At 71.0% G+C, this 18,418-nt stretch carries 20 protein-coding genes and 1 pseudogene; 15 read left to right on the top strand and 6 right to left on the bottom strand.

Annotated elements, in window-relative coordinates:
• Nucleotides 1–161 precede the first annotated feature (161 nt).
• The 10 genes from OO71_RS31360 to OO71_RS31315 all read left to right on the top strand — a co-directional run bounded on the left by OO71_RS31360 (nt 162) and on the right by OO71_RS31315 (nt 9,406).
• Nucleotides 162–1,553 carry a sugar transferase gene (locus OO71_RS31360; protein WP_084145406.1) on the top strand — a complete coding sequence of 464 codons (1,392 nt, stop codon included), beginning with the start codon at nt 162–164 and terminating at the stop codon, nt 1,551–1,553.
• A gap of 148 nt (nt 1,554–1,701) precedes the next feature.
• Nucleotides 1,702–2,316, top strand: a complete 615-nt coding sequence (locus OO71_RS31355; protein ID WP_033293566.1) for a malonic semialdehyde reductase — start codon at nt 1,702–1,704, stop codon at nt 2,314–2,316.
• 135 nt (nt 2,317–2,451) lie between these two features.
• Nucleotides 2,452–4,479 (top strand): threonine--tRNA ligase, encoded by a 2,028-nt coding sequence (gene thrS, locus OO71_RS31350; protein WP_033293565.1) that lies wholly within the window; start codon nt 2,452–2,454, stop codon nt 4,477–4,479.
• Entirely contained in the window at nt 4,476–5,039 is a 564-nt protein-coding gene (locus OO71_RS31345; protein WP_033293564.1) for an HIT family protein, read from the top strand. Before thrS ends, OO71_RS31345 begins: the two co-directional genes overlap by 4 nt.
• A 26-nt stretch (nt 5,040–5,065) precedes the next feature.
• A complete protein-coding gene (locus OO71_RS31340; RefSeq protein ID WP_033293563.1) occupies nt 5,066–5,596 on the top strand; it encodes a MarR family winged helix-turn-helix transcriptional regulator in 531 nt (176 codons plus the stop codon).
• Nucleotides 5,597–5,696: 100 nt separating this feature from the next.
• Nucleotides 5,697–6,335, top strand: coding sequence for a phosphatidylinositol phosphate synthase (gene pgsA / locus OO71_RS31335; RefSeq protein WP_033293562.1), 639 nt, complete (start codon nt 5,697–5,699; stop codon nt 6,333–6,335).
• Nucleotides 6,332–7,240, top strand: coding sequence for a phosphatidylinositol mannoside acyltransferase (locus tag OO71_RS31330; RefSeq protein WP_033293561.1), 909 nt, complete (start codon nt 6,332–6,334; stop codon nt 7,238–7,240). The genes pgsA and OO71_RS31330 overlap by 4 nt, the downstream gene beginning before the upstream one ends.
• 17 nt (nt 7,241–7,257) lie before the next feature.
• Complete coding sequence (locus tag OO71_RS31325; RefSeq protein WP_033293599.1) at nt 7,258–8,400, top strand: glycosyltransferase family 4 protein; 1,143 nt, start codon at nt 7,258–7,260, stop codon at nt 8,398–8,400.
• Nucleotides 8,397–8,882: a hypothetical protein gene (locus tag OO71_RS31320; protein WP_033293560.1), complete on the top strand. Its 486-nt coding sequence runs from the start codon at nt 8,397–8,399 to the stop codon at nt 8,880–8,882. The genes OO71_RS31325 and OO71_RS31320 overlap by 4 nt, the downstream gene beginning before the upstream one ends.
• A gap of 14 nt (nt 8,883–8,896) precedes the next feature.
• Nucleotides 8,897–9,406 carry an XdhC family protein gene (locus OO71_RS31315; protein ID WP_033293559.1) on the top strand — a complete coding sequence of 170 codons (510 nt, stop codon included), beginning with the start codon at nt 8,897–8,899 and terminating at the stop codon, nt 9,404–9,406.
• 9 nt (nt 9,407–9,415) lie between these two features.
• On the opposite strand, the gene OO71_RS31310 is transcribed toward OO71_RS31315, so the two are convergent.
• The gene (locus OO71_RS31310) at nt 9,416–11,527 is read right to left on the bottom strand and encodes an elongation factor G-like protein EF-G2 (RefSeq protein ID WP_033293558.1); all 2,112 of its coding nucleotides are present in this window, start codon (nt 11,525–11,527) and stop codon (nt 9,416–9,418) included.
• Between the two features lie 206 nt (nt 11,528–11,733).
• Here OO71_RS31310 and OO71_RS31305 point away from each other — a divergent pair, with 206 nt between their 5' ends.
• Entirely contained in the window at nt 11,734–12,672 is a 939-nt protein-coding gene (locus OO71_RS31305) for a DUF5937 family protein (protein ID WP_033293557.1), read from the top strand.
• Here the strand turns inward: OO71_RS31305 and OO71_RS52455 are convergent.
• The 3 genes and pseudogenes from OO71_RS52455 to OO71_RS31295 form a co-directional block, all read right to left on the bottom strand.
• A pseudogene (locus tag OO71_RS52455) lies at nt 12,669–12,866 on the bottom strand (AzlD domain-containing protein); the annotation flags it as partial. The gene OO71_RS31305 and the pseudogene OO71_RS52455 sit on opposite strands and share 4 nt — an antisense overlap.
• 22 nt (nt 12,867–12,888) lie before the next feature.
• Complete coding sequence (locus OO71_RS31300; protein ID WP_033293556.1) at nt 12,889–13,209, bottom strand: AzlD domain-containing protein; 321 nt, start codon at nt 13,207–13,209, stop codon at nt 12,889–12,891.
• The gene (locus tag OO71_RS31295) at nt 13,209–13,904 is read right to left on the bottom strand and encodes an AzlC family ABC transporter permease (protein WP_033293555.1); all 696 of its coding nucleotides are present in this window, start codon (nt 13,902–13,904) and stop codon (nt 13,209–13,211) included. The genes OO71_RS31300 and OO71_RS31295 overlap by 1 nt, the downstream gene beginning before the upstream one ends.
• A 70-nt stretch (nt 13,905–13,974) precedes the next feature.
• On the opposite strand from OO71_RS31295, the gene OO71_RS31290 reads away from it, so the two are divergent.
• A complete protein-coding gene (locus OO71_RS31290) occupies nt 13,975–14,538 on the top strand; it encodes a helix-turn-helix domain-containing protein (RefSeq protein ID WP_033293554.1) in 564 nt (187 codons plus the stop codon).
• 4 nt (nt 14,539–14,542) lie between these two features.
• On the opposite strand, the gene OO71_RS31285 is transcribed toward OO71_RS31290, so the two are convergent.
• Nucleotides 14,543–14,959 carry a VOC family protein gene (locus OO71_RS31285; RefSeq protein ID WP_033293553.1) on the bottom strand — a complete coding sequence of 139 codons (417 nt, stop codon included), beginning with the start codon at nt 14,957–14,959 and terminating at the stop codon, nt 14,543–14,545.
• A 42-nt stretch (nt 14,960–15,001) separates the two neighbouring features.
• Here OO71_RS31285 and OO71_RS31280 point away from each other — a divergent pair, with 42 nt between their 5' ends.
• Complete coding sequence (locus OO71_RS31280; protein ID WP_051792485.1) at nt 15,002–15,571, top strand: GNAT family N-acetyltransferase; 570 nt, start codon at nt 15,002–15,004, stop codon at nt 15,569–15,571.
• Between the two features lie 54 nt (nt 15,572–15,625).
• On the opposite strand, the gene pdxS is transcribed toward OO71_RS31280, so the two are convergent.
• Nucleotides 15,626–16,537, bottom strand: coding sequence for a pyridoxal 5'-phosphate synthase lyase subunit PdxS (pdxS, locus tag OO71_RS31275; protein WP_033293552.1), 912 nt, complete (start codon nt 16,535–16,537; stop codon nt 15,626–15,628).
• A gap of 400 nt (nt 16,538–16,937) precedes the next feature.
• Here pdxS and pdxT point away from each other — a divergent pair, with 400 nt between their 5' ends.
• Both pdxT and OO71_RS31265 read left to right on the top strand, forming a co-directional pair.
• Entirely contained in the window at nt 16,938–17,582 is a 645-nt protein-coding gene (pdxT, locus tag OO71_RS31270) for a pyridoxal 5'-phosphate synthase glutaminase subunit PdxT (protein ID WP_033293551.1), read from the top strand.
• Between the two features lie 60 nt (nt 17,583–17,642).
• The gene (locus OO71_RS31265) at nt 17,643–18,392 is read left to right on the top strand and encodes a YebC/PmpR family DNA-binding transcriptional regulator (protein ID WP_033293550.1); all 750 of its coding nucleotides are present in this window, start codon (nt 17,643–17,645) and stop codon (nt 18,390–18,392) included.
• The last annotated feature ends 26 nt before the right edge of the window (nt 18,393–18,418 follow it).

The raw sequence follows: 18,418 nt of genomic DNA, 5'->3' as shown, positions 1-18,418 counted from the left end.
CCGCGGCACTGTCCAACGGCGCGAACACCGCAGCATCGACCACCGCCGGCCGCCACCGTGCCACCGGCGAAAGCCATGCCGCTGGTGAAAGTCATGCCACCGGCGACAACCGCGCCGCGACCGCCACCGCTCCCCGGCACGCGGAGGCAACTGCCGAACCCGTGCAACCCAAGTCGCATCCGGCGGAGTGGGAGCGGCGGTACCGGATCACTGTCGTGATTGCCGACGTGATTGCCACCTGCGTCGTCATCGCGATCAGTGCCTTCGTCATCGACCGGCTGGCGCCGCACGACATGCATGCCTTCGGGACGGCCTTTGCGGTCCTCTGCGCGCTACCCGTGAGCCGCGCCTGGAGTGCTCGCGTGCTCGGCGAAGGGCCGGAGGAGTACCGCACTCTCGGCCGCGGCCTGATTACCGCCGCGGTCCTCGTGGCGCTCGGCGGCCTTCTCTTCGGAGCGCTTGAAGTACAGCCGTGGGTGTTCTTCGTGGTACCCGCAGTCGCGCTGGTGTTGTTCCCGCAGCGGTACATCCTCCGGCAGATGCTGCACCGAAGACGTCGCCGTGGACTGTGTCTCATGCCGGTGATGGCGGCCGGCAGCGCGGACACCCTCGCCGACCTGATTGCCCGTACCCGCAAGGAAGCGCACGTCGGCTGGCGGGTCGAGGCGGTCTGCACCGACACCGGGCACGGCGAGATCGACGGGGTCCCCGTCGTCGGGCGGCTCGACGAGCTCTCCCGGCACGTGCGCCGCGGTGGGTACCGCGTCGTGGCCATCACGGCCGACCAGTACTGGAATCCCGACCGGCTGCAGCGGCTCGCGTGGGACCTCGAAGGCACGTCCGCGGAGATGGTCGTCGCGCCGGTGCTGATGGAGGTCGCGGGGCCGCGGGTCAACGTCAGCGGGGTGCTCGGGATGCCGCTGCTGCGGGTCACCGCGCCCGCGTTCACCGGGGGCCGCCGGCTGGTGAAGGAAGTCGTCGACCGGCTTGGTGCCGCGGTGCTGCTTGCGCTGTTCTCTCCGATCCTGCTCGCCATCGCGGTGGCGGTGAAGCTCGGCGACCGCGGCCCGGTGATCTACCGGCAGCGCCGCATCGGCAAGGACGGCGAAGCGTTCACCATGCTCAAGTTCCGCACCATGGTCGTCAACGCACACTTGATCCGCCAAGAGCTCGAAGGCGCCAACGAAGGCGCCGGGCCGCTCTTCAAGATGAAGAAGGACCCGCGCGTCACGAAGGTCGGCGGCCTGCTCCGCCGGTATTCGCTGGACGAGCTCCCGCAGCTGTTCAACGTCCTCGGCGGAAGCATGTCGCTCGTCGGGCCTCGCCCGCCGCTGCCGGAGGAGACCGAGAAGTACGCTCCCGCCGCGCGCCGCCGTCTGCTCGTGAAACCGGGGCTCACCGGGTTGTGGCAGGTCAGCGGCCGCAGCGACCTCTCGTGGGAGGACAGCATCCGGCTCGACCTCCGCTACGTCGAGGACTGGTCGCTCGCCCTCGACCTGGTGATCCTCTGGAAGACCTTCCGCGCCGTGCTCGCCGGTCAGGGCGCCTACTGACCGTTCCCCCCGAAGGCCGCCGATCCGCACCGGGTCGGCGGCCTTTGCCGTGTGCTGGCTCACAAGATCGTTGAACGCGAAATAGTCAAGCGTTCAACCACGTTGGCACGCAGCGAAGGCGACAGCACGGGAAGGAACGCCGAATCCGATGACGACTTTCGTTGAGTCCGAGAAGCAGCTGCAGGTGCCCGCCGAGGTGCAGGACCTGCTGTTCCGCGAGGCTCGCACGGCCAACAGCTTCAGCGCCGAGCCGGTGACCGACGAGCAGGTACGGGCGATCTACGACCTGGTGAAGTGGGCCCCGACCTCCATGAACACCCAGCCCCTGCGCGCACTGGTGCTCCGCAGCGACGAGGCCCGGCAGCGGCTGCTGCCGCACATGGCCGAGGGCAACCGGGCCAAGACCGGAACCGCGCCGATCACCGTGATCCTGGCCGCGGACGTGGACTTCCACGAGAACATCCCGCAGACCTTCCCGCACAACCCGGGCGTGAAGGACATGTTCTCCGAGGAGGCCGGCCGCGTCGAGTTCTCCAGGCTGAACTCGCTGCTGCAGGTCGGCTACTTCATCATCGGCGTGCGCGCGGCCGGGCTGGCCGCGGGCCCGATGACCGGCTTCGACGCCGCCGGGGTGGACAAGGAGTTCTTCGCGGAGAACAACTGGCGTTCGCTCGTCGTGGTGAACGTCGGCAAGCCCGGCGACAACCCGTGGTTCGACCGCTTGCCGCGGCTGGACTTCGACCAGGTCGTCGAGACTCTCTGACCCGCTGCTTCCCGCCACCGAGGCCGCCCCGCACCCGCGGGGCGGCCTTCGTGTGCCTAGCGAAAGCCGCTCACGGGCAGCGGACTAGCATCGACCCGAGCAATCCCCGTCACTTCGCCATGAAGGAGCCCGATCGTGTCCCATCCGCCGTCAGCCGCCGCCGTACCCGCCCCGCGCGTGGTGGTGCCGGCGGGCACTACGGCGGGCGCCGCGGTGCGCGAGGCCGGACTGCCCACCAAGGGCCCGGACACGATCGTCGTCGTCCGCGACGTGGACGGGAAGCTGCGCGACCTCGCCTGGATCCCGGACGCCGACGCGCAGGTCGAAGCGGTCGCCGCGAACACCGACGACGGCCGCAGCGTGATCCGGCACAGCGCCGCGCACGTGCTCGCCCAGGCCGTGCAGCAGGAATTCCCCGACGCGAAGCTCGGCATCGGCCCGCCGGTGCGCGACGGTTTCTACTACGACTTCGCCGTCGAAAAGCCGTTCACCCCCGAAGACCTGCAGGCGCTCGAGAAGCGCATGAAGCAGATCGTCAAGGGCGCACAGCAGTTCTCCCGCCGCGTCTTCGCCTCCACCGACGAGGCGAAGCAGGAACTCGCGGACGAGCCGTTCAAGCTCGAACTGGTGGACCTCAAGTCCGAAGTGGACACTTCCGAGGTGATGGAGGTCGGTGGCGGCGAGCTGACCATCTACGACAACCTCGACCCGCGCACGAAAGAACGTGTGTGGAGCGACCTCTGCCGCGGCCCGCACGTGCCCACCACCAAGTTCATCCCGGCGTTCAAGCTCACCCGGGTCGCTGCCGCGTACTGGCGCGGCAACGAGAAGAACCCGCAGCTGCAGCGGATCTACGGCACCGCGTGGGAGTCGGCCGAGGCGCAGGACGCGCACCTCGAGCGCCTCGCCGAGGCCGAGCGCCGCGACCACCGCAAGCTCGGCGCCGAGCTGGACCTGTTCTCCTTCCCCGAGGAAATCGGGTCGGGGCTGCCGGTGTTCCACCCCAAGGGCGGCATCATCCGCCGTGAGCTGGAGAACTACTCGCGCCGCCGGCACGAGGAAGCCGGCTACGAGTTCGTGAACACGCCGCACATCTCCAAGGGCGAGCTGTTCCACACCTCCGGGCACCTGCCGTACTACGCGGACACCATGTTCCCGCCGGTGCAGTTCGACGAAGAGGACTACTACCTCAAGGCGATGAACTGCCCGATGCACAACCTGATCTTCCGTTCGCGCGGACGGTCCTATCGCGAGCTGCCGCTGCGGCTGTTCGAATTCGGCACCGTCTACCGCTACGAGAAGTCCGGCGTGGTGCACGGCCTCACCCGTGTCCGCGGGCTGACCATGGACGATTCGCACATCTACTGCACCAAGGAGCAGATGCCGGGCGAGCTGCGGTCGCTGCTCAAGTTCGTGCTCGACCTGCTCGCCGACTACGGCCTCTCGGACTTCTACCTGGAGCTGTCCACCCGCGGTGACTCGGAGAAGTTCATCGGCGAGGACTGGGAGTGGGAGGAGGCCACCGAGACGCTGCGGCAGGCCGCCGTCGACTCCGGGCTCGAGCTGGTCCCCGACCCGGGCGGCGCGGCGTTCTACGGTCCCAAGATCTCCGTGCAGGCCAAGGACGCCATCGGCCGTACCTGGCAGATGTCCACGATCCAGCTGGACTTCAACCAGAACAAGCGGTTCGGCCTCGAATACACCGCATCCGACGGCACCCGCCAGCGGCCGGTGATGATCCACCGCGCGCTGTTCGGGTCGATCGAGCGGTTCTTCGGCGTGCTGACCGAGCACTACGCGGGCGCGTTCCCGGCGTGGCTCTCGCCGGTGCAGGTGGTCGGCATCCCGATCACCGCCGACCAGGTCGAGTACCTCGGTGGCGTCGAGAAGGCGTTGCGCGCCAAGGGAATCCGGGTCGAGATCGACGCGAGTGACGACCGGATGCAGAAGAAGATCCGCACGCACACCACGCAGAAGGTGCCGTTCCTGCTGCTCGCCGGGGCGAAGGACGCGGAGGCCGGTGCGGTGTCGTTCCGGTTCCGCGACGGCGGGCAGATCAACGGCATCCCGGCCGATCAGGCGGTCGAGGCGATCGCCGAGTGGATCACGCGGCGGGAGAACGCGTCGCCGTCGGCCGAGGCCGTGGAGAAGATCCTGCAGTGACCGATCCCGAACTCGTCGGGCAGGACGGGATCGGGATCCCGGACGCGCTGCAGCGGCTGTGGACCCCGCACCGGATGGCCTACATCAAGGGGCAGGACAAGCCCGACGGCGACGATCCGCCGGGCTGCCCGTTCTGCCGCCTGCCCTCGCTCGACGACGAGCAGGCGCTGATCGTGGCGCGCGGCGAGACGGTGTACGCGGTGCTGAACCTGTACCCGTACAACCCGGGGCACCTGATGGTGGTCCCGTACCGGCACGTCGCGGACTACCCGGACCTCACCGCCGACGAGACCCGCGAGCTGGCCGAGTTCACCCAGCACGCGATGGGCGTGGTGCGGGCGGTGTCGGCGGCGCACGGGTTCAACATCGGGATCAACCAGGGCGTGATCGCCGGGGCGGGGATCGCCGCGCACCTGCATCAGCACCTGGTCCCGCGCTGGGGCGGCGACGCGAACTTCATGCCGGTGATCGGGCACACCAAGGTCCTGCCGCAGCTTCTGGGGGAAACCCGGGACCTGCTGGCCGGGGCATGGGGAAAGCGGTCGACCACGGCTGATTGAGCCCTCAACCAGCGTATGATGGCGATATGTCCGAACCACGCTGGCTGACCGGCCACGAGCAGCAGGTCTGGCGTACCTACGCGCAGGCCAGCTCGTTCCTGCAGGCGCACCTCGAAGGCCAGCTGCAGCACGATTCGGGCATGCCGCACGCGTACTACGAGGTGCTGGTCACGTTGTCGGAGGCGGCGGGCAGGCGGCTGCGGATGAGCGAGCTGGCCACGATGCGGGGTTCGTCGCGCAGCCGGTTGTCGCACGCGGTGGCGCGGCTGGAGGCCAAGGGCTGGGTCCGGCGTGAATCGTGCCCCACGGACAAGCGCGGGTCGTGGGCGGTGCTCACCGACGCCGGGTTCGCCGCCTTGGAAGAGGCCGCGCCGGGGCACGTCGAGGCGGTCCGGGAGGGCATTTTCGACCAGCTCACGCCCGAGCAGGTCACGCAGCTCGGCGAGATCTCGGCCGCGATCCTTGGCGGGCTGAAGCCCCGCTGCGAGGCCGCGGCAGCCGCCGAGGAGGCCGCGGATTTCGTGGCCCCGGTCGTCGGGTTGCCGAAATCCGGCTGACCGCACGGCGGGTCGCGGGCGGGCACGTCCGGTGCGCGGGGCGGGGTCGATAGGCTTTCGTCGCCCACCCGCCCCCGAGTCAGGTGCACAGACGAGGAAGATGCTCAACATTTTCGCCCGCGCCTCGGTCTCCCGCGTCACGGACCCGATCGGTGCCGCGCTGGTCCGCGCCGGATTGACCCCGAACGCGATGACCGTGATCGGCACCGCGGGTGCGATGGTGTGCGCGCTCGTGTTCTTCCCGCTGGACCTGCTGCTGTGGGGCACGTTCACGGTGTGGGGCTTCGCGATGCTCGACCTGCTGGACGGCGCGATGGCCCGTGCGCGCGGGTACGGCACCCCGTTCGGCGCGGTCCTCGACGCGACGTGCGACCGCCTGGTCGACGGCGCGCTGTTCGCGGCCATCGCGTGGTGGTGCTTCGTGCAGGACCACAACGACCGGGCCGCCGCGGCCGCGCTGATCTGCCTGGTACTGGCGCAGGTCATTTCGTATGTGAAGGCCCGCGCCGAGGCGTCCGGCCTGGAGGCCGACGGCGGGCTCGTCGAACGGGCCGAGCGGCTCATCATCGCGCTCGTCGGCACCGGCCTGCACGGGTTCGGCGTGCCCTTCACGGTGGAGATCACGTTGTGGCTGCTGGCGGTGCTGTCGGTGGTCACGCTGCTGCAGCGGGTGCTGGCGGTGGCGAGCGCGGCGCGGGCGGCGAAACAGGCCGACTTACCAGGCGGGGCACAGCCATGAGTGCGCTTTCCCGGGGACTCGGCGAATTCGGCTACGCGACGGGCTGGCGGCTTGTCCGGCGGCTGCCGCGGGCGTTCGGGTCGGCCGTGTTCTCCTTCGGCGCGGACCTGGCCACGCGCCGCGGGGGCGGCGGGGTCCAGCAGCTGCGCGCCAACCTCGCCCGGGTCGTCCCGCAGGCCGGGGAGGTGGAGCTCGACGAGCTGGTCCGGCGTGCGATGCGGTCGTACGCGCGGTATTGGTTCGAGACGTTCCGGCTGCCCGCGATGGACCACAAAGAGGTGGCCGGGCGGGTCACGGTGACCGGCGCGGAGAACATCGACGCGGCGCTCGCCGAGGGCAACGGCGCGGTGATGGCGTTGCCGCACAGCGGGAACTGGGACATCGCCGGGGTGTGGCTCGCCAGTTACGCGGGCACCTTCACCACGGTCGCGGAGCGGCTCGAACCGGAGTCGCTGTACCGGCGGTTCGTGGCGTTCCGGGAGTCGCTCGGGTTCGAGGTCGTGCCGCTCACCGGCGACAGCGCGGCGATGCGGCTGCTGCTGCGGCGGTTGCGCGAGAACAAGCTGGTGGTCCTGGTCGGCGACCGGGATCTGACGACGTCCGGCGTTCCGGTCCGGTTCTTCGGCGAGCGCACCCTGATGCCCGCGGGTCCGGCCCGGCTCGCCGCGACCACCGGCGCCGCATTGCTGCCCACTGGCTGCTGGTTCACCGAGGACGGCTGGGAAATCCGCATCCACCCGCGGATCCGGGTCACCGCGCGGGCCGAGGTCCCGGCCGCGACGCAGGCGATCGCCGACGTATTCGCCGGCGACATCGCCGCGCATCCGGCGGACTGGCACATGCTGCAGCCGTTCTGGCCCGCCGACGTGCCCGCTCCGGCGGGTTCGCTGGAAGAAGCGAGCTGACCCCGGTGGCGGGCGGGCTGAAGATCGGGATCGTGTGCCCGTACTCGTTCGACGTACCCGGCGGCGTCCAGGGGCACGTGATCGACCTGGCGCGGGCGCTGCTGGAGCGCGGGCACCAGGTGTCGGTGCTGGCTCCGGCGGACGAGGACGCGCAGCTACCGGATTTCGTGCATCCGGCGGGGAAAGCGCTGGGGATTCCGTACAACGGGTCGGTCGCGCGGCTGCAGTTCGGGCCGGTGTCGTATGCCCGGGTGCGGCGGTGGATCCGCGACAACGGGTTCGACGTGCTGCACCTGCACGAGCCGGCCGCGCCCAGCCTGTCGCTGCTTGCGCTGAAGGTGGCCGACGGTCCCATCGTGGCCACGTTCCACACCGCCACCACGCGTTCCCGGACGCTGTCGGCATTCCAGCCGGTGCTGCGCCCGCTGCTGGAGAAGATCACCGCGCGGATCGCAGTGTCCGTGCTGGCCCGGCGGGTGCAGGTGGAGCACGCGGGCGGGGACGCGGTGGAGATCCCCAACGGCGTCGACGTCGAGTTCTTCTCCCGGGCCACGCCGCTCGACGGGTACCCGCGGGCCGGCGGCACGGTCGGGTTCGTCGGCCGGTTCACCGAACCCCGCAAGGGCATGGACGTGCTGCTGGAGGCCGCGCGGCGGCTGCTGCCGGAGTTCGAGGAGCTGCGGCTGCTGGTGGTCGGCCGGGGGGAGCCGGAGCAGCTGCGGCGGATGGCCGGGCCGCAGCTGTGGCCGCACATCGAGCTGCTGGGCCAGGTCGACGACGAGACGAAGGCCCGTGCGCTGCGCAGCGTCGACGTGTACTGCGCGCCCAACACCGGCGGCGAAAGCTTCGGCATGATCCTCACCGAGGCGATGGCCGCGGGTACCCCGGTGCTGGCCAGCGGGCTCGATTCGTTCCGCCGCGTGCTCGACGACGGCCACGCCGGAATGCTCACCGCGACCGGCGATCCGGCAGCGCTCGCGGACGGCCTGCGCGAGCTGCTGGGCGACCCGGCGCACCGGGCGTCGCTGGCGGCTGCGGCGGGCGAGCGGGTGACCGCGTACGACTGGTCGGTGCTGGTCACGCAGGTGCTGCGGGTGTACGAGACGGCGATCGCGGCCGACCCGCGGCTGGTCGCGGCGGGGGAGCGGGAGCTCGCGTGACGGTACTGGGTTGGCTGCTGCTCGTCGTGGCCGCGGTCGTCGTGCTCGGCGGGCTTTTCCTGGTGGCGACGGCAAACCGGCTCGACCGGCTGCACATCCGGACCGACGCGGGCTGGGCGGCGCTGGAGGCAGCGCTCGCGCGCCGGGCGGTGGTCGCGCGGGCGGTCGCGGCAGTCCTCGACGACCGGGCAGACCTGCACGCGGCGGCCGCGCGGGCCGAGGGAGCCGAACGTCCGGACCGGGAAGCCGCGGAGAACGAGCTGACCCTGGTGCTGGCGCGCGTCGGCCGCGACCGGCTGCCCGCGGTCCTGGCCGAGGAGCTGACCGACGCCGAGCATCGTGTGGTCATCGCGCGGCGGGTGCACAACGACGCGGTACGGGACACGCTGGCGTTGCGGCGCCGCCGGAAGGTGCGGTATTTCAAGCTCGCCGGGACCGCGCCGCTGCCGGAGTACTTCGAGTTCGCCGAGCCGGAAGTGTAAGGGAGACTGGGAACATGACTGAACCCGATTCCTGCGCCGTCGCCCACGGAGAAGCCGGCGCGGAGCCCGTCGAGCGGACGCTGGTGGCCGTGTTCGCTTCGCCGGTGGCGAGCCATCTGCTGCGCTACGCCGCCGATCTGGGATACCGCACCGTGCTGTTCGAGCCGGACGAGGCACGCGCGACGGACGCGCCCGACGGCATCGACGTCCGGACGACAGCGCCGGAACCCGGGCCGGACGCGGACGTCGTGGTCACCGACCACCACCGCGCCGAGCTGGGCCCGGTGCTCCGGTCCGCGCTCGCCGTGCCGACGCGCTGGGTCGGCGTGCTGGGCAACCCGCGGCATCCGGGCCCGCACGTCGAAGCTCTGCGCGCGCTGGGCGTGCCGGAGCCGGACATCGAGCGCGTACACCGCCCGGTCGGCCTCAACATCGGCTCGCGGACCCCGGCGGAAATCGCGATCTCGACGCTGGCCGGTCTGCTCGCGGACCGCAACGGCCGTCCGGGCGGGTTCGAGTTCTGACCCCCGGTCTCAGGGGGAGGCGACGGCGCCCTCCGGCATCGGCTCGAAACGGGCGTGCCGCCGGGTGAAGGCGGCGGTGCCGGAGGTCAGCGAACGCAGGTCCACCGCGTACCGCAGGAGCTCCGCCGCCGGGACCTCCGCGTGCACCACGGTCTGGCCGCCCTCGGCGGATTCGGTGCCCAGCACCCGGCCGCGGCGGGACGACAGGTCGCCCAGTACGGTGCCCAGGTGCTCGTCCGGCAGGGTCACGTGCACCTCGTCCAGCGGTTCCAGCAGCGAGATCCGGCTGGCCGCCGCGGCTTCGCGGAGGGCGAGCGCGCCGGCGGTCTGGAACGCCGCGTCCGACGAATCGACGCTGTGGGCTTTGCCGTCGACCAACGTCACCCGCACGTCGACCACCGGGTACCCGTCCTGGATGCCGCGCTGCAGCTGCGCCCGGACGCCCTTCTCGACGCTCGGGATGAACTGGTGCGGCACCGAGCCGCCGACCACTTTGACCACGAATTCGAACCCGCCACCGCGCGGCAGCGGCTCGACCTCGATGTCGCACACCGCGAACTGGCCGTGCCCGCCGGACTGCTTGACGTGCCTGCCGTGCCCGCGCGCGGGTTTCGCGAAGGTGGCGCGCAAACTGATCCGCACCGGCTCGGTCCCGACGTCCGCGCCGCCCGCGCGCAGCCGCGACAGCACGACGTCCGCGTGCGCCTCGCCCATGCACCACAGCACGAGCTGGCCGGTCTCCGCATTGCGCTCCAGCCGGAGGGTCGGATCGCCCGCGACGAGCCGGGAAAGGTTGCGCGACAACGTATCTTCGTCGCTGCGTGACTTCGCGACCACCGCCACCGGCAGCAACGGCTCTGGCATCCGCCACGGTTTCATCAGCAGCGGTTCGTCGGGCGACGACACCGTGTCGCCGGTTTCCGCGGACCCCACTTTGGTGAGCGCGCACAGGTCTCCCGCGACGCAGAACGGGACCTCGCGCAGGTTCGCGCCGAGCGGCGAGTACAGGTGTGCCACGCGCTCGTCGGCGTCGTGGTCTTCATGCCCGCGTTCGGCGAGGCCATGCCCTGACACGTGTACGGGATTCTCCGGGCGCAGCGTCCCGGAAAACACCCGAACGAGGGAAACGCGTCCCACATACGAGTCCACCGCGGTGCGCACGACCTCGGCGGCGAGCGGGCCGGACGGGTCGGCGGTGAGTGCACCGTGCGGTGCGCCGTCCGGGCTGGTCACGCCGGGCGGCTGGTGTTCGAGTGGCGACGGGAAGGCGCGCACGATGCCGTCGAGGACCTCGGCGAGCCCGATGCCGCTCGTCGCGCACACCGGGATGACCGGGTGGAACGATCCGCGCGCGACGGCCGTTTCGAGGTCGGAAATCAGCACGTCCTCGGCGATTTCCTCGCCGCCGAGGTAGCGGTCCATGAGGGTTTCGTCCTCGCTCTCGGCGATGATGCCCTCGATGAGCTCGTTGCGGGCGTCGGCGAGCCCGTCGAGCGCGGCCGGGTCCGGCTCGCCCACGCGCGGCGGGAAGCCGGCGGAATAGTCGTACCTGCGCTGGGTGATCAGCCCGACCAGGCCGTCCGGCGCGGGGAGGTACAGCGGCAGCACGCCTGCGCCGAATGCGGACTGGCAGGCGGCGATCTCGGCGAGCGCGTCGGCGCGGTGGTGGTCGAGCCGGGACACCACCACGGCCCGCGGCATCCCGACGGACGCGCACTCCTCCCAAGCCGCGACGGTGGAGGCGTCGACCCCTTCCGCCGCGGAGACCACGAACAGCGCGGCATCCGCGGCCCGCAGCCCGGCGCGCAGCTCGCCGACGAAATCGGCGTACCCCGGGGTGTCGATGAGGTTGATCTTGTGCCCGGCGTGGAGCACGGGGGCGACCGAGAGCCCGACCGAGCGCTGCTGGCGCACGGCGGCCGGGTCGTGGTCGCACACCGTGGTGCCCTCCACCACCGAACCGGCGCGCGGCACGGTGCCGGACGCGGCGAGCAATGCCTCGGTGAGCGTGGTCTTGCCCGAGCCGGAGGGCCCGACGAGGACGACGTTGCGCACCTTGGCGGGGTCGTCCACAGCGACGGCGGCCCCGGTGTCGGTACTCCTGTTCTGCTTGTCGGCCATGGCGGCCTCCTCGGCGACGGCGGGTGGAACACCTGTGTCCCCGATCACACACCCGCGACCCGCCGGGAAGCAAGGTGAGCCGGGCCGGACCAGCCGTTCGCCACGCCCGCCGCGGGCCGTCCGTTCCACTGTGGACACTGGACCCCGGCCGACTGTCCACACGGGATTCTCGTAGGATCACGCGGATCCGGCGGAGGAGGTGGGTCGTGGCCGATCCGGCAGGCGAGCCCGGCCGCACCCGGTTCGGGTTCTCGCCGCTGTGGGAAATCGTGGCGAGCGTGCGGGTACTGGTGCGGCCCGGCGAGCACGCGCTGCACCTGCCGTGGGTCACGGAGGCATCGCGGGCACTGGCGGAGTCGCGGGTCGACTTCGGGCCGCTGGCCGACCTGGTGGCGGGCCGGTCGGTCCCGGGTTTCCTCACCCCGGCGCCCGGTTCGCCGGCCCCGCAGCTGGCCGACGAGCTCGCCGACCTGCGGGACGTACCCCCGCGCACGGTGCGCCGCGAGCTGGCGGCGATGGACCCGCCGCACCCGTCGGCGCTGGCGAGGCTGCACCGCGACCCGGAAGGCGGGCTCGACCGGCTGGCCGAGCTGATGGAGCGCTACTGGACGGTCGCGCTGGCCCCGGCCTGGCCCCGCATGCGCGCCCTGCTGGAGGGCGACGTCCTGCATCGCGCCCGCCAGCTGGCCGAGGGGGACGAGCTGTTCCGCGACCTGGAACCGGCAGTCCGCGGGATCACGGCGGCCCAGCAGCGGCTCGCGGTCGCCGCCGGTGCACACGGCCGAGGGCTGGTGATGGCGCCGTCGGTGTTCGTCTGGCCGCGAGTGGTGACCCGCACGCACGCCGGATGGCAACCGGTGCTGCGCTACCCGGCGCGAGGGATCGCGGGCCTGTGGGAAACCGGGGGAGCGGCGCCGTCACCCGCGTTGCGCGCCGTGCTGGGCCGCAGCCGGAGCACCCTGCTGACCGCGCTGGCGACGCCCGCGGATTCCGCCCAGCTAGCCCGTCGGGCCGGTCTGAAACCCGCGGTGGTGGCGAAGCATTTGGATTTGCTCCGGACGGCTGGTCTGGTGACGACCGCCGCGGATGGGGTACATGCGCGGACCGTCGTGGCGGATGCTCTTGTGCGTGGTGATCAGGGTTAAGGCACTCCGGCCAGGCGCAGGAGCGCGGCGGTCGCCTGCACGAACGATGCTTTCCGGCGCGACAGCACTTCGCCGACGAGCACTCCTGCTGGGCGGGCGAACCCGGCGAATTCGTGGCCTTCCGTGAGGGTGCTCGTCGTGACCGGCGCTCCCAGGAGGACCGCGGTGGCGAGCTTCGTCAGCCGCGGTGCGCGGGTGGGCCGCGGCGATTCGGGGTCAGGGGACGCCGGCCAGGCGCAGGAGCGCGGCGGTGGCTGCGGCAGCGACCACGACGAGCACGAACGGCGCCTTCCGCCACGCCAGTACCCCACCGACGAGCACCCCCGCTGGGCGGGCGAACCCGGCGAAGTCGTGCCCTTTCGTGAGGGCGCTCGTCGCGACCAGCGCTGCCAGCAGGACCACTGCGGCGAGCTTCATCAGCCGCTCCGCGCGGGGTGACAGTCGTACCCGGGTGCGCAGCACTGGCCCGGCGAAGCGGAATGCGAATGTGCCCGCCGCGAGGACCAGCGTCGCGATCATCAGTTCTGCGGTGTCCATCAGCGGGCTCCTTCCAGCGTCTTCGGCTCCTTCGCCGCGGCGCCCGCGACCACCCCGACCAGCGCCAGCAGCACCGGAAGGCCAGCCGGAAGCACGGGCGTCGCGGCGAGGGCGACCACGACGCCGAGCAGCACCGGCAGCCGTGAAGCGCGGTCTCGCAGCGACGGCAGTACCAGGGCCAGCAGCACCGCCGGGAAGGCGGCGTCCAGGCCGAACGCGTCGGTGTCGCTGATCGCCGTCCCCGCGAACGCGCCCGCCAGCACCCCGGCGTTCCAGCACACGAAGAGCCCCACGCCGCACACCCAGTACGCCGCCCGTCGCCGGTCGGCGTCGCGCTGGGCCAGGGCGAATGCCACTGATTCGTCGATCATCAGGTGGCTTCCGGCGAGCTTGCCGAGCAGGCCGCGGCCGAACACGTCGCCCACCGCGAAGCCGAACGGCACGTGCCGCGCGTTCACCAGCAGCCCGGCGGCGACCGCGGCCAGCGGGTTGCCGCCCGCGGCCACGATGCCGACGAACATGAACTGCGACGCGCCCGCGAAAACCAGCAGGGACAGCAGCATCGGCGCCCACAGCGGGAAGCCGGAGCTCACCGCGATGGCGCCGTACGAGACGCCCACCAGGGCGTCGGCCAGGCACACGAGCCCGATGTCGCGGGCGAGGCCGCGGTCGAGTGTTCGCCAGATCGAACGCATAGTGCTCTATGCTGAACACAAGACCGGGTGTTCGTCAAGGCGAACGGGCAGACTGATGGAGCGAACACGCATGCCGCACGAGACCACGGGCGCGCCGCTGGACATCATCGCGAAGTCCCTTCGCCGCGAACGAACCCGCGCCGGGCTGTCGCTCACCGAGGTCGCGCGCCGGGCCGGGCTGGCGAAATCCACGCTGTCCCAGCTGGAATCGGGGTCCGGCAACCCGAGCGTGGAGACCCTCTGGGCCCTCGGCGTCGCGCTCGACGTGCCGTTTTCCCGCCTCGTGGAGCCGGACCGGCCACAGGTGCGGGTGATCCGGGCAGGCAAGGGGCCGACCGTGTTCGCCGAACACGCCGACTACGCGTGCACCCTGCTGTCGGCGTGTCCGCCGTCGGCCCGCCGGGACATGTACGTGATCCGCGCGGAGCCGGGCACCCCGCGGCGGTCGGATCCGCACATGAACGGCGTGGTGGAGCACATCGTGATCTGCGCCGGACGCGCCCGGGTCGGGGTGGCGGACGACCCGGTGGAACTCCTGCCCGGTGACTACATCTCGTACCCCGGCGATGTCCGGCACATCTTCGAGGCCCTGGAATCCGGGACGTTCGGAGTGGAGATCTCGGAGTACACCTGACCGGTTACTCGCCCGAGTAGCTGCTGAACGTCCAGACGTGGTTTTCCGGGTCGGCGCAGGAATACTCGCGGACCCCGGCGAGCGATCCGTGGACGGGGCTGAGAATCCGCGCCCCGTGATCCTTGGCCCGCCGCTCGTGCTCGTCGAGTGAATCGTCGGGAACCCATACGCAGAAGGCGGCGCTGGTGCCCGCCAGCGCGAGAGGGGAGTGCATGCCATAGCGGTCGTCCGGCTGTTCCCGGCCGAGAAAGATCAGCTGCGTGCCGACGCGCAGCTGGGCATGCTCGACGGTTCCGTCCGCGGTCTCCACGACGAAATGCGTGCTGAAACCGAATGCGCCGGTGAGAAAAGCAATGGCGGCCTTGGGGTCACGGTATTTCAGATTGGGGTACACGGTCTGGGTCGGAACTTCGTCGGCCATGGGGCCATCATGCCTGGCAACGCTCACGGATAATCGTCGGAAATGACGATCACGCTGGTTGCGCCACCTACTGGGCCGGAGTCCGCGTTACGGCTTCGCCCGTGGCGATCCGACGACCTTTCGGCGCTGGTGACCGCACATCGAGACCCGGTGCTGCGCCGATACTTGACCCGATGGCTCGCGGACGAGGGGGCGGCGCGGCAATGGCTCGACGAGCAGGATGCCGGTTGGGCTGAGAAAAGACGCTTCAGCTTCGCCGTGCTGACGGGCACCGAGGGCAACCGGCCGATCGGGCACGTAGTGGTGAAGTGTGGTTCGAATGGAGTGGCGGAGGTCGGCTACTGGACTGCAGTGCAGGCTCGGGGCCGGGGAATTGCCGCACGAGCACTGGAAACTGCCACCCAGTGGGCGCTCGGCGGCCAGGACCTGGTTTCCCTCACCCTGCTTGACCTGCTCCACGCCGAGGACAACCAGGCATCCTGCCGGGTGGCGGAGAAATGCGGCTACGTATTGCTCGACGTCCCAGCCGAGCCTCCGGCGTTCCCGGCCGGCGCGCATCGGCACGTCCGCACACCAGTTGCCTCCGGACTGATCCGCACCACCCACCGATAAACCTGAAGTGCCCCGTGGACAGTGAAGTCCACGGGGCACCCTCGAGCCACTGACCTACCAGCCGCGCTCGGCCAAGCGGTGCGGTTCCGGCAGTTCCTCGACGTTGATCCCCACCATGGCTTCCCCGAGGCCGCGCGACACCTTCGCCAGCACGTCGGGGTCGTCGTGGAACGTCGTGGCCTTCACGATTGCTTCCGCGCGCTGGGCCGGGTTGCCCGACTTGAAGATGCCCGAGCCCACGAACACGCCCTCGGCGCCCAGCTGCATCATCATCGCCGCGTCGGCCGGGGTCGCGATGCCGCCTGCGGTGAAGAGGACCACCGGCAGCTTGCCCGCCTCCGCGACCTCGCGGACCAGCTCGTACGGCGCCTGCAGCTCCTTCGCGGCGACGAACAGCTCGTCCTCCGGCAGGGACTGCAGGCGGCGGATCTCGCCGCGGATCTTGCGCATGTGGGTGGTCGCGTTGGAGACGTCGCCGGTGCCCGCCTCGCCCTTCGAGCGGATCATCGCCGCGCCCTCGGTGATCCGGCGCAGTGCCTCGCCGAGGTTGGTCGCGCCGCACACGAACGGCACGGTGAACGCCCACTTGTCGATGTGGTTCGCGTAGTCGGCCGGGGTGAGCACCTCGGACTCGTCGATGTAGTCGACGCCGAGCGACTGCAGCACCTGTGCCTCGACGAAGTGCCCGATGCGGGCCTTCGCCATGACCGGGATCGAGACCGTCTCGATGATGCCGTCGATCAGGTCCGGGTCGCTCATCCGGGCGACGCCGCCCTGCGCACGGATGTCGGCGGGGACGCGCTCGAGCGCCATCACCGCGACCGCGCCGGCGTCCTCGGCGATCTTCGCCTGCTCGGCGGTGACCACGTCCATGATCACGCCGCCCTTGAGCATCTCCGCCATGCCGCGCTTGACCTTGGCGGTGCCGGTGACGGACTGGGGTTCGGTGCTGTCTTGCTGCGACACCTTGCGGGCCTTTCTCGGGGGGTGCGGACTTCTGCCTCCTCAGCGTAGGCTTCCGGTGGACCGCTGAGGCAGGCCATTACCGGGCAATTTCGGAAGGCCACTTTACCTGGTGTTCGCCGGGCCACTGTTCCGGCATGAAGCGTTGACCTGGGCCTTCTGTCCCGGCGTACCATCGGCAGCGGGGACGAGCCGGACAGCACCGGCGGTCCCCGCGTCGGCGGAGATCACCTTCGAGGTGTCCACTGGCAGAAGATTTCAGCAGTCCACTTCACGCCGGCCGCGGTCCGGCCGCCGGAGCGCCGCCCGGGTGGGCAGCGGCCCGCGCGCCGCGCGCCTGACCTGGCCGGAAGCGCCCGCGGCGGCCCCCCTAAGCTGGTGCGAACGTCTCACGGGAGGTCGGGTGGCGACAGTCACGGGAGCACGGCCGGCGGTCGGCGTGCTCGCCTTGCAGGGTGCGGTGCGCGAGCACGTCGCGATGCTGGAGAGCGCGGGCGCCCGCGCGGTTCCGGTGCGCCGCCCGTCCGAACTGTCCGAAGTGGACGGTCTGGTGCTGCCCGGCGGGGAGTCCACCACCATGTCGCGGCTGCTCGAAACGTTCGAGCTGCTCGAACCGCTGCGCGAGCGGATCGCCGGCGGGATGCCCGCGTTCGGCTCGTGTGCCGGGATGATCCTGCTGGCCCGCGAGGTCCTCGACGGGCGTCCGGACCAGCAGCAGCTCGGCGGCCTCGACGTGGTCGTGCGGCGCAACGCGTTCGGCAGGCAGGTCGACTCGTTCGAGGCCGACCTCGCGTTCGCCGGGCTGCCCGGCGCGCCGCTGCACGCGGTGTTCATCCGGGCCCCGTGGGTCGAAAAGGCGGGCGACGGGGTCGAGGTGCTGGCCACCGTGCCGGGCCCGGCCGGACCGGACGACCCGCCGGACGGGCCGCCGGTCGCTAGGATCGTCGCCGTCCGGCAGGGGGCGGTGGTGGCCACGGCGTTCCACCCGGAGATCACCCGGGACGAACGCGTGCACCGGCTGTTCGTCGAGCTCGTGCGGGAAGCCTGAGCAGGGATTGCGGCGGCCGCGCGCCGGGAGGCACGCGGCCCGCGAACAGATGGAGGAAAGATGAGCGGCCACTCCAAGTGGGCCACGACGAAGCACAAGAAGGCGAACCTCGACGCCAAGCGGGGCAAGCTCTTCGCGCGGCTGATCAAGAACATCGAGGTGGCCGCCCGTACCGGCGGTGGTGACCCGGACGGCAACCCCACGCTGTACGACGCCATCCAGAAGGCCAAGAAGACCTCCGTCCCGCAGGACAACATCGAGCGCGCGCGCAAGCGCGGCGCCGGTGAGGAAGCCGGCGGCGCCGACTGGCAGACCATCACGTACGAGGGCTACGGCCCGAACGGCGTCGCGGTGCTGATCGAGTGCCTCACCGACAACAAGAACCGTGCCGCGATGGAGGTCCGGACCGCGCTCACCCGCAACAACGGTTCCCTCGCCGACCCGGGTTCGGTCGCCTACATGTTCAACCGCAAGGGCGTCGTGCTCATGCCGAAGGCCGACGCCACGGAGGACGACGTCCTCCTGGCCGTGCTCGACGCGGGTGCCGAGGAGGTCAACGACCTCGACGAGAGCTTCGAGATCGTCTCCGAGGCGGGCGACCTGGTGCCGGTGCGCAAAGCACTGCAGGAGGCCGGGTTCGAGTACGAGTCGGCGGACCTCACCTTCCTGCCGTCGGTGAGCGTGCCGCTCGACGTGGACGCCGCGAAGAAGGTCTTCAAGCTGATCGACGCGCTCGAGGACTGCGACGACGTGCAGAACGTGTACGCCAACTTCGACGTTTCCGACGAGGTCATGGCCGCAGTGGACTGAGCCAATCCACGCAGTGGTCCGTGAAG

This window comes from Amycolatopsis jejuensis, assembly GCF_000717335.1.
In the GTDB taxonomy this organism is placed as follows: domain Bacteria; phylum Actinomycetota; class Actinomycetes; order Mycobacteriales; family Pseudonocardiaceae; genus Amycolatopsis; species Amycolatopsis jejuensis.
This window is presented reverse-complemented; position numbering and strand designations above follow the sequence as displayed.